Origin of the sequence: Caulobacter sp. B11 (assembly GCF_002737765.1) — a bacterium.
Lineage (GTDB): Bacteria > Pseudomonadota > Alphaproteobacteria > Caulobacterales > Caulobacteraceae > Caulobacter.
Map to the genome: position 1 here is coordinate 1 of NZ_PEGG01000040.1, position 9,508 is coordinate 9,508.

General features: G+C 68.6%; 9 protein-coding genes and 5 pseudogenes. 8 read left to right on the plus strand and 6 right to left on the minus strand.

Features of this window, described 5'->3' with window-relative positions:
• From CSW58_RS14720 to timA, 3 pseudogenes are all read right to left on the minus strand, one after another.
• Window positions 1–236 (minus strand): annotated as a pseudogene (locus CSW58_RS14720) (MltA domain-containing protein); the annotation flags it as partial.
• A gap of 124 nt (window positions 237–360) precedes the next feature.
• Window positions 361–774, minus strand: a pseudogene (locus CSW58_RS14725) (transglycosylase); the annotation flags it as partial.
• Window positions 775–1,378 (minus strand): annotated as a pseudogene (gene timA / locus CSW58_RS02855) (TIM44-related membrane protein TimA).
• A 166-nt stretch (window positions 1,379–1,544) separates the two neighbouring features.
• Here timA and secB point away from each other — a divergent pair.
• A complete protein-coding gene (gene secB / locus CSW58_RS02860) occupies window positions 1,545–2,033 on the plus strand; it encodes a protein-export chaperone SecB (RefSeq protein ID WP_099446231.1) in 489 nt (162 codons plus the stop codon).
• Between the two features lie 98 nt (window positions 2,034–2,131).
• Here secB and CSW58_RS02865 read toward each other — a convergent pair whose 3' ends face one another.
• Window positions 2,132–2,818 (minus strand): response regulator transcription factor, encoded by a 687-nt coding sequence (locus tag CSW58_RS02865; protein ID WP_099446232.1) that lies wholly within the window; start codon window positions 2,816–2,818, stop codon window positions 2,132–2,134.
• Window positions 2,819–2,879: 61 nt separating this feature from the next.
• On the opposite strand from CSW58_RS02865, the gene CSW58_RS02870 reads away from it, so the two are divergent.
• The gene (locus tag CSW58_RS02870; protein ID WP_099446233.1) at window positions 2,880–3,389 is read left to right on the plus strand and encodes a L,D-transpeptidase; all 510 of its coding nucleotides are present in this window, start codon (window positions 2,880–2,882) and stop codon (window positions 3,387–3,389) included.
• Here CSW58_RS02870 and CSW58_RS02875 read toward each other — a convergent pair.
• Window positions 3,386–4,027 (minus strand): YggS family pyridoxal phosphate-dependent enzyme, encoded by a 642-nt coding sequence (locus CSW58_RS02875; protein WP_099446234.1) that lies wholly within the window; start codon window positions 4,025–4,027, stop codon window positions 3,386–3,388. The two genes, CSW58_RS02870 and CSW58_RS02875, sit on opposite strands and share 4 nt — an antisense overlap.
• Between CSW58_RS02875 and CSW58_RS16005 the strand changes: the two genes are divergently transcribed.
• Both CSW58_RS16005 and CSW58_RS16010 read left to right on the plus strand, forming a co-directional pair.
• Entirely contained in the window at window positions 4,026–4,250 is a 225-nt protein-coding gene (locus tag CSW58_RS16005; RefSeq protein ID WP_369825060.1) for a hypothetical protein, read from the plus strand. The two genes, CSW58_RS02875 and CSW58_RS16005, sit on opposite strands and share 2 nt — an antisense overlap.
• Before the next feature lie 53 nt (window positions 4,251–4,303).
• Window positions 4,304–4,660 carry a hypothetical protein gene (locus CSW58_RS16010; RefSeq protein WP_369825059.1) on the plus strand — a complete coding sequence of 119 codons (357 nt, stop codon included), beginning with the start codon at window positions 4,304–4,306 and terminating at the stop codon, window positions 4,658–4,660.
• 15 nt (window positions 4,661–4,675) lie between these two features.
• On the opposite strand, the gene CSW58_RS02885 is transcribed toward CSW58_RS16010, so the two are convergent.
• Window positions 4,676–5,065, minus strand: coding sequence for an NtrZ family periplasmic regulatory protein (locus CSW58_RS02885; protein WP_236627617.1), 390 nt, complete (start codon window positions 5,063–5,065; stop codon window positions 4,676–4,678).
• Between the two features lie 244 nt (window positions 5,066–5,309).
• On the opposite strand from CSW58_RS02885, the gene CSW58_RS02890 reads away from it, so the two are divergent.
• The 4 genes and pseudogenes from CSW58_RS02890 to CSW58_RS02905 form a co-directional block, all read left to right on the plus strand.
• Complete coding sequence (locus CSW58_RS02890; protein ID WP_099446235.1) at window positions 5,310–5,840, plus strand: DUF3576 domain-containing protein; 531 nt, start codon at window positions 5,310–5,312, stop codon at window positions 5,838–5,840.
• A gap of 156 nt (window positions 5,841–5,996) precedes the next feature.
• Window positions 5,997–8,587 (plus strand): annotated as a pseudogene (leuS, locus tag CSW58_RS02895) (leucine--tRNA ligase).
• Window positions 8,588–8,590: 3 nt separating this feature from the next.
• Window positions 8,591–9,091, plus strand: coding sequence for an LPS assembly lipoprotein LptE (lptE, locus tag CSW58_RS02900; protein ID WP_099446236.1), 501 nt, complete (start codon window positions 8,591–8,593; stop codon window positions 9,089–9,091).
• Window positions 9,092–9,100: 9 nt separating this feature from the next.
• Window positions 9,101–9,508 (plus strand): annotated as a pseudogene (locus tag CSW58_RS02905) (DNA polymerase III subunit delta); the annotation flags it as partial.

The window sequence follows — 9,508 nt, forward strand, 5'->3', positions numbered from 1 at the left end:
GCCGCCAGCCAGCTGCGGATCGCGTCGCCCGAGGTGTTGTTGTCGGCCAGCAGGCCGCGTTCGCGCAGGGCCGTGGCGATGCCGACGAACGGCTTGCCGTTGCCGCCGGCGAAGGCGGCGCGCACCCGGCGACCGTCGGGCAGGACCAGGACGCCGGAACCCTGGATCTGCAGGAAGAACAGGTCTTCCGGCCGCAGCCAGGCCAGGGGCTTGTCGATCGGCGAGGCCTCGATGGCGGCGCGGTCGGGATAGGGTTCGAAGCGACCGTCCCGGACCCGGCCGGTGACCTTCTTGCCGGCGAGGCCGGGGTCGAAGGGGCTTTAGGTCCAGCACCATCAGGTCGGCGGGCAGGCCGCGCATCGGGGCGCTGAACTCGGCCGAGCGCGACATGCGCGCATCGTATTGTGGGGCGAAATAGGCGGTCAGCAGGCCCTGGCCGGCGACCGGCTCGGGCCGGAAATTGGCCTCGAGGAACAGCCGCGCCGAGGCGTCGTCGGCCGTCTCCGCGCCCCGGGCGCGACGGCAGACCTCGGCCATGTCGGCGTCGCGGGCCGCGCCGCAGCCCTGGCGGAAGGCTTCGAGCGCGGCGCCATGATCTTCCTGCGGCCAGCCGTCGAGCGTCGCGAAGCTCAAGGCGCCGGGCGAGGGGATCAAGGACGTCCCGACGCTGACGGGCCCGGGCGTCGCCGAGGTCGTCGGCGCGGGCGCCGGGGTGGTAGTACAGGCCGCCAGCGCCAGGAGTGCGGCGACAGCGATCAGGCCCCGGCGCAGCATTTACGCCTCCGCGACGTCGACGCGGACCAGGGTCCAGTTGGGATTGGCGCTCTTCAGATCGCGCTCGAAGGTCCACAGATCGGCGGTGCGGCGGTCATCGACCGCTTCACCCGCCGCGCTGATCGAGCGGGTGCGCACCTCGGCGAGGATCCGCACCACCACCCGGGCGGTGTCGTCGACCACGCTGGCGGATTCCAGAATCGGTGCGCGGCGGCACCAGGAACTCGGCCTTCTCGGTGCGGCCCTCGGCTTCGCGCGCCACGATCGCGGCCTCGAAATTGGCCATCACGTCGTCCGCCAGCAGCGGCTTGAGTGTCTCACGGTCCCCCAGAGCGAAGGCCTTGACGATCATCTCATAGGCCTGGCGGGCCCCGGACAGGAAATGGGCGACATCGAAATCACCCTGACGCGCCCTCAGGGCGGCCAGGCCTGTCAGCTGCGCGGCGGCCGCGGTTTCAGGCACGCTCGGCTCGACCGAGGGGCTTGAGGGGACGCGCGCCGGGGCGGCGTCCTCAGGCTGACGCCCCACGCGACGGCCCAGCGTCGCATAGAGCTGGTAGAGTACGACCGCGGCCAGGGCCGCCCAGATAAACCATTCAATCACGAATCTTTTTCCGTTCCGTCTACCCGTCGGCCCCCCCGACCTCACCTATATAGGTGAGACGGGCTCCCGCGTCAGGCGCCTGCCGTTGCACGGCGGTCGCCCACATGTTAGCAGCGCCGCTCTCTCCTAGCGGGCCTGAACGGCGCCGAATACGGATTTATGGCTCATGACCGACACCACCGCCGCTCCGCCCGCGCCTGAAGGCGACATCGTACCGGAAACCGGCATCCGCATCATCGCCCAGTTTCTGCGCGATTTCTCCTTCGAGAGCCCGCATGCCCCCGACTCCCTGCGGGGCGGCGCGCAGCCGGCGATCGACATGGGCGTCGAGATGAACGCCCGCGGTCGCACCGACGGCCTGTTCGAGGTCGACCTCAAGCTCTCGGCCCGCGCCACCCGCGAAGACCAGCCGGTGTTCCATGTCGAAGTCGTCTATGGCGGCCTCTTCCAGATCGGCGGCGTGCCCGAGGCCGATCTCGAGCCGGTGCTGCTGATCGAATGCCCGCGCTTCCTGTTCCCGTTCGCCCGTCGCCTGATCGCCGACGTCACCAGCGAAGGCGGCTTCCCGCCCTTCCTGATCGACCCGATCGACTTCGCCGGCGTCTATGCCGCGCGCAAGGCCCAGGCCGAAGGCCAGGCCGTCGGCAACGCCTGATCACGGGCCGAGCGTCTGAATGACAAAAGCCCCGGTCGCACGCAGCGGCCGGGGCTTTTTCTTGTTGGGACCGTCAATGGCCGGCGAACCAGGGCCGCTCAGGGCTGCAGGCGATAGCCGCCGGTCTCGGTGATCAGGATCCGCGCCACGGTGGGATCGGGCTCGATCTTCTGCCGCAGGCGATAGACGTGGGTTTCCAGGGTGTGGGTCGTGACCCCGGCGTTGTAGCCCCAGACCTCGGTCAGCAGCTCCTCGCGCGACACCGGCTTGGATCCGGCGCGGTAGAGGTATTTCAGGATGTTGGTTTCCTTCTCGGTCAACCGCACCTTTTTCTGCTTGTCGTCGACCAGCAGCTTGGCCGAGGGCCGAAACTCGTAGGGTCCGATCCGGAACAGGGCGTCTTCCGAGGCTTCATAGCTGCGCAGCTGGGCGCGAATGCGGGCCAGCAGCACGCCGAAGCGGAAGGGCTTGGTGACATAGTCATTGGCCCCCGACTCCAGGCCCAGGATGGTGTCGGAGTCGCTGGCCGCCGCCGTCAGCATGATCACCGGGGCGGTCACGGCGTTCTTGCGCATCAGCCGGCAGGCCTCACGACCGTCCATGTCGGGCAGGTCGACATCGAGCAGGACCAGGTCCGGCTTGATCTCGCGGGCCAGCCGCACGCCCTCGCCCGCCGTGGCGGCTTCGGCGACGGTAAACTCTTCATGCAACTGAAGCTGTTCGGCCAAGGCGCCGCGCAGGTCGTCGTCGTCGTCGATCAGAAGCAGGGTCTTGCGTTGCGCCATGGCGTGAACATGCACCGCGCCGCCCCTTGGCGCCAAGGGGCGGTTGCGGCAGAACCGACTGATGATCTTTCGCGCGCACCCCGATGGCCGGTTCGAGCTCCCCCAGCGCCTGACGCGCTGCGCCCTGGGCAAGGGCGGCGTCACCCCGGCCAGCGCCAAGCGCGAGGGCGACGAAACCAGTCCGATCGGGGTCTGGGCGATCCGCGAAATCCTCTATCGACCCGACGTCTATCCCGAAGGGCCGGTCACCGCCCTGCCCAGTCGGCCGATCGCGCCGAGCGACGGTTGGTGCGATGCGCCCGAAGATCGCGCCTATAACCGGCCCGTGACCCTGCCCTATCCGGCCAGCGCCGAGCGCCTGTGGCGCGACGACCATTGCTACGACCTGGTCGGCGTCCTGGCCCACAACGACGATCCGCCGATCCCGGGGCGGGGCTCGGCGATCTTCCTGCATCTGGCGCGGGACGGCTATCCGGGCACCGAAGGCTGCGTGGCCTTAGCGCGCGACGATCTGGAAGCCTTGCTGGCGACGGCCCGGCCCGGCGACGCGATCGAGATCGCCGCCAGCTAGCGACGTCCGAAGATCGCCGAGCCGACTCGGACCGAGGTGGCGCCGCAGGCGATGGCCGCTTCGAAATCGTCGCTCATGCCCATCGACAGCTTTTCCAGGCCATTGCGGGCGGCCAGGGCGGCCAGGGCCGTGAAATAGGGCTCCGGGGCCTCGTCGGCCGGGGGAATGCACATCAGGCCCTCGATCGGCAGGCCCAGATCACGACAGAGCCGCAGGAAGCCGTCGGTCTCCGCCGGGGCGACGCCCGCCTTTTGCGGCTCCTCGCCGATATTGACCTGGACATAGAGGCGGGGGGTCTTGCCCTGGCGCGCGATCTCCGCGGCCAGCACCCGGGCCAGCTTTTCCCGGTCCAGGCTTTCGATGACATCGAAGAACGCCACCGCCTCGGCGGCCTTGTTGGTCTGCAAGGGACCGATCAGCCGCAGTTCGACCTGGTCGCGGTCGTCGCGCCAACGGCCCATCGCCTCCTGGACGCGGTTTTCGCCAAACACCCGCTGGCCAGCGGCCAGGACAGGGGCGATATGCTCCCAGGGCTGTTGCTTGGAAACCGCCACCAGGGTGACCGCCTCGGGCGGTCGACCGGCGGCGATCGCGGCGGCGGCGATGCGGGACTGGATGGAGGCGTAGGCGTCGGACATGGGCCTGCAACACGACTTCGATGAGATCGAGCTCCTGTCTAGAACGGCGGCCGGCCTGCGCCCATGGGCCTTCGGCGGAAAACCCGCGCCGCGGCTGATGTTCTTCACCGATCCGGCGCGAACCCCCGACCCGGAGGCCATCGCCGAGCGCCTGCCGAGGGGCTCGGCCGTGGTCTATCGGGCGTTCGGCGCGGCGCAGGCCGAGGCGACCGCCCGCGCCTGAGAGCGATCGCCACCCGCCGGGGCCTTGTCCTGCTGATCGGGGCCGACCCGGCCCTGGCCGAGGCCGTGGCCGCCGATGGTCTGCACATGCCCGAGCGACTGATCTCGCAGATTCCGGCCCTGAAAGCCCAGCATCCGGCCTGGCTGATCACCGCCGCCGCCCACGACGCCCCGGCGGCGGCGGCGGCGAGTCGGGTCGGCGTGGACGCCATCGTGGTGTCGCCGGTCTTCGCCAGCCTTCAGCCCGTCGGCGGGCAAGCCCCTGGGGCTGGACGGACTGAAGGACGTGATGTCGGCGTCCCGCGCGCCGGCCTACGCTCTAGGCGGCGTCACGGGCGCACGGCGGCTCTGCTGCTGGGCAGCGAGGTTATCGGGATCGCGGGGGTGGAGGCCTTCAGTCCTAGAACTTGAAGGCGGTTTCCAACTTCACGCGGGGCGCGGGCTCGCGATTGTCGTTCTTGCGGGCGGCCAGGGCGGGATCGTTGTCGCCAGAGCCACGGCGCCGCCGACCCGGATCGACGGGGTCACGCGGAAATAGGCCCCGGCCTGCACGTCCTTCAATTGGAAGTCACGGCCGACGGGCTGGTCGAGATCGAGCTTGAGGCCCCACTTGCCCTTCAGAGCGTCCCATTGAAGGGTCTTCTTCGGGCCTTGCGGGCTGAAGGGAGCCGCGCCTTGCGACGCGTTCGAGAAGTCGCCCTTGACGGTGAAGTCGGTTGTCGCGGACCGGGGCTTGCTCTGAGCGTGCGCCAGCGACGCCGAACCCAGGAGGATCGCCGCCGAAACCACTGCCGTGAAAACCCGCTTCGCGAACATCACTACTCTACCTGTCACCAAAGCCTGTCCCGGTAGGGAAGTCAGACTTACCCATTAGGATTAAGGGCCACGCTACAACGCGGTCAACCGGCGTTAGATCGCGCAAAGGGTCGCAGGGGACGATTCAGGGGGCGCCTGTGGCGGTCCTGCCACGCGATTCCTGTTTTGACGCAGCGCCGCCGTGCTATAGACCGCTTCCGGCTGCGGGGGCGCGCCTGGATTGCGCGTTCGCGCCGGCGAGACATTGGAGCGAGGTACTATGGCGTTTGAGCGTGGGTCGGTGTTGCGCGGCGTCGCCGCTGGCGTTCTGGCGCTGTCCGTTCTGGGCGTTTCCGCCTGCGGCAGCACCAAGGGACCCAAGGTGTTCTCGGCCGGGTCTGAAGACGGCGGCGGTTTCAATCCTTTCAAGTTCGGCAAGGGCGGCGGCAAGGCCGCGGTCAGCGAAGGCTCGATCGGCGTCAACGGCTATCTGTGGCGCGCCAGCCTCGACACCCTGTCCTTCATGCCCCTGGCCTCGGCCGACCCCTACGGCGGCGTGATCGTCACCGACTGGTACACCAATCCCGAAAAGCCCGACGAGCGCTTCAAGGCCACGGTCTATATCCTGGACACGCGGCTGCGCGCCGACGGCCTGAACGTCGCCATCTTCAAGCAGATCAAGGACGGCGCCGGCGCCTGGGTCGACACCCCCGCCACCGATCAGACGGCGACCGATATCGAGAACGCCATCCTGACCCGCGCGCGTCAGCTGAAGCTTTCCAACATCAAGGGCTAGGGGCGCACGCCCCTCGCCCCGGGGGCGGCCTTGAGTCCACGGACCCAAGGCCGCCCTTGGTCCATTTAGCCCGCCGCACCGGCCGCGAAACCGCTCAAGACTTCCGCGGACCGCGCCGGTTTCGGCGTTGTTCCCCGATCAAGCTGTCTGGTTTCCATGGCCCGCTACAATCCCAAAGACACCGAGCCAAAGTGGCGCGCCGCCTGGGCCGACGCCAAGGTCTTCCTGACGGCCTCGACCGAGGACCCCCGCCCCAAATACTACGTGCTCGAGATGTTCCCCTATCCGTCGGGGCGCATCCACATGGGCCATGTCCGCAACTATGCGATGGGCGATGTGGTGGCGCGCTACAAGCGGGCCCAGGGCTTCAGCGTCCTGCACCCGATGGGCTGGGACGCCTTTGGCATGCCGGCCGAGAACGCCGCCATGGAACGGGGCGTCCACCCCAAGGGCTGGACCTACGACAACATCGCCGCGATGCGCGAACAGTTGAAGGCCCTGGGCCTGTCGATCGATTGGTCGCGCGAGTTCGCCACCTGCGACCCGGCCTATTACGGCAAGCAGCAGGCCTGGTTCCTGAAACTGCTCAAGCGCGGCCTGGTCTATCGCAAGGAAGCCTCGGTCAACTGGACCCGGTCGACATGACCGTCCTGGCCAATGAGCAGGTGATCGACGGCAAGGGCTGGCGCTCGGGCGCGACGGTCGAGAAGCGCAAGCTGACCCAGTGGTTCCTGCGCATCACCGACTATGCCGACGCCCTGATCGACGGCCTCAAGACGCTGGATCGCTGGCCTGAAAAGGTCCGGACCATGCAGGAGAACTGGATCGGGCGCTCCAAGGGCCTGAAGTTCACCTTCAAGTTCGACGGCGAGGCCCCCGACGGTCACGCCGCGGGCCTGGACGTCTATACCACCCGGCCCGACACCCTGTTCGGCGCCAGCTTCGTCGGCATCGCGCCGGAGCATCCCCTGGCCGAACAGCTGGCCGTCGAGAACCCCGAGGTTCAGGCCTTCATCGCCGAATGTCGCCGCGGCGGCACCTCGGAAGCCGATATCGAGGGCGCCGAGAAGCTGGGCCGCGACACCGGCCTGCGCGTCGTCCATCCGCTGGATCCGACCCGCATCCTGCCGGTCTGGATCGCCAACTTCATCCTCATGGACTACGGCACCGGCGCGATCTTCGCCTGCCCAGCCCACGACCAGCGCGATCTGGACTTCGCCCGCAAGTACGACCTGCCGGTCCTGCCCGTCGTGCTGCCGCCCGGCGAAGACCCGGCCGCCTTCACCATCGGCAAGGAGGCCTATGTCGGCCCCGGCCTGATCTATAATTCGCAGGCCCTGGACGGCCTGGACATCGAGGCCGCCAAGACCGAGACGGTGTCCCGTATCGAAGCCCTGGGCCAGGGCGAAGGCGCGACCGTCTATCGCCTGCGCGACTGGGGGGTCTCGCGTCAGCGCTATTGGGGCTGCCCGATCCCGGTCATCCATTGCGAGGTCTGCGGGCCCCTGCCGGTCCCCGAAGACCAGCTGCCCGTGGTCCTGCCCGACGACGTCACCTTCGACCCCGACAAGCCGGGCAATCCGCTGGTGCGGCACCCGACCTGGAAGCACACCACCTGCCCGGGTTGCGGCGGCAAGGCCGAGCGTGAAACCGACACCCTGGACACCTTCGTCGACAGTTCCTGGTACTTCGCCCGCTTCACCGATCCGACCGCCGACGCGCCGATCGACAAGACCGCCGCCGACCACTGGATGCCGGTCGACCAATATATCGGCGGCGTCGAGCATGCGGTCCTGCACCTACTCTATGCCCGCTTCATCACCCGCGCCCTGAAGGACGAGGGCCTGCTGTCGGTCGAGGAGCCGTTCGCCGGTCTGTTCACCCAGGGCATGGTCACCCACGAGGCCTACAAGAACGCTGGCGGCGAGTGGGTCGAGCCCGCTGACGTCGTGATTAGCGTCGAGGGCAATAGCCGCAGCGCCATCCACGCCACGACCGGCGAGCCGATCACCATCGGCGACATCGAGAAGATGTCGAAGTCCAAGAAGAACGTCGTGGCCCCCGAGGACATCTTCGAGGCCTACGGCGTCGACGCCGCGCGCCTGTTCGTGATGAGCGACAGCCCGCCGGAACGCGATGTGCAATGGACCAATTCCGGCGTCGAGGGCTCGTGGCGCTTCACCCATCGGGTCTGGAACGAGTTCGATAGCCAGCCGGCTGGGCCCTTCACCCATGATGACGCCGACGCGGCGGCCCTAGTCCTGCGCAAGGGCGTCCACCGCCTGATCGGCTTCGTCACCGACTCGATCGAGGGCTTCCGCTTCAACAGCGGCGTGGCCCGGCTGTACGAGTTCCTCAACATGCTGAAGGCGGCGCCGGCCGAGGGCGCCTCCCAGGGCGTGCTGGCGGCCCGCGCCGAGGCGCTGGAGATCCTGGCGCGGCTGATCTCGCCCTTCACCCCCCACCTGGCCGAAGAGGCCTGGGCCCGTCTGGGCAAGGCCGGCATGGTGGTCGACGCCGCCTGGCCCAAGGCCGATCCGGCCCTGGCCGCTGACGACGAGCGGGTCTTGCCGATCCAGATCAACGGCAAGCGTCGCGGCGAGATCAGGGTCAAGGCCGGCCTGGCCGAGGCGCAGGTCGAGAAGATCGCGCTGGCGGACGCCGCCGTGATGGCCCACCTTGAGGGCCTGACCGTTCGTAAGGTGATCGTGGTGAAAGATCGTATCGTCAACATCGTGGCGAACTGACCCATGAAGCGTTTCCGGCTCCCCCTCGCTCTACTGGTCGCGACCTTCACGGTTTCCGGCTGCGGTTTCACGCCCCTCTACGGCTCTTCGACCGTCAATGGCGCGCTCTCGGCCATTGAGGTCGTGGCCGCCGACGGTCGGGCGGGTTACCTGCTGCGCGAGCAGCTGGACGACGCCCTGGCCCGTGACGTGCGCGTTCTGCCGTCGCACCGCCTGATCTTCGCGGTCGAGGAGAAGCGTTTCGCGCGCGGCGTCCGGATCGACAATGTCGCCAACCGCTACGAACTGAACATGATCGTCACCTGGCGTCTGGTCAGCGCCGAGACCGGCGTCGACGTGCGCAAGGGCGTCACCTCAGCCGCGGTCACCTTCGACTCCGCCGACCAGCCCTATGCCGCCATCGCCGCCCAGCAGGACGGCCAGGAACGGGCCGCCGCAGAGGTCGCCCGCAAGATCCAGCTCGACCTTGCCGCCTGGCTGGCGGGCAAGGCTCCGGCCGCCTAGACCCCCACCATGATCCTGTCGCGTCGTCCCGACGTCGAACGCTTCCTCAAGGACCCGACGCCCGATATCCGCGCCGTGGTCATCTATGGCCGTGACCGAGGCGTGGTGCGCGACCGGGCCGACCAGCTGGCCAAGCGGCTGTTCGCCCGCCCCGACGACCCCTTCGACACCGCCCAGCTGACCGAAAGCGACGTGGACTCCTCGCCCGGCAAGCTGGAAGAAGAGCTTTCGGCCCTGTCGATGATGGGCGGCCGCCGTCTGGTGCGGCTGCGGCTGACCGGCGAGAAGGCCGGGCCCGACAAGCAGGCCGCCGAGGCCCTGACGCGCCACGTCGACGGCCAGCTGAACCCCGACGCCCTGTTCCTGGTCGAGGCCGGGGCCCTGGGCCGTGAATCGACCCTGCGCAAGGTCGGCGAA

Bases quoted from the DNA above. Each gene is read 5' to 3' on its own strand.
- CSW58_RS02885 (WP_236627617.1), bottom strand. From the start codon at position 5,065: ATGTTCGCGAAGCGGGTTTTCACGGCAGTGGTTTCGGCGGCGATCCTC.
- secB (WP_099446231.1), top strand. From the start codon at position 1,545: ATGACCGACACCACCGCCGCTCCGCCCGCGCCTGAAGGCGACATCGTA.
- CSW58_RS02865 (WP_099446232.1), bottom strand. From the start codon at position 2,818: ATGGCGCAACGCAAGACCCTGCTTCTGATCGACGACGACGACGACCTG.
- CSW58_RS02870 (WP_099446233.1), top strand. From the start codon at position 2,880: ATGATCTTTCGCGCGCACCCCGATGGCCGGTTCGAGCTCCCCCAGCGC.
- CSW58_RS16005 (WP_369825060.1), top strand. From the start codon at position 4,026: ATGGGCCTGCAACACGACTTCGATGAGATCGAGCTCCTGTCTAGAACG.
- CSW58_RS02875 (WP_099446234.1), bottom strand. From the start codon at position 4,027: ATGTCCGACGCCTACGCCTCCATCCAGTCCCGCATCGCCGCCGCCGCG.
- lptE (WP_099446236.1), top strand. From the start codon at position 8,591: ATGAAGCGTTTCCGGCTCCCCCTCGCTCTACTGGTCGCGACCTTCACG.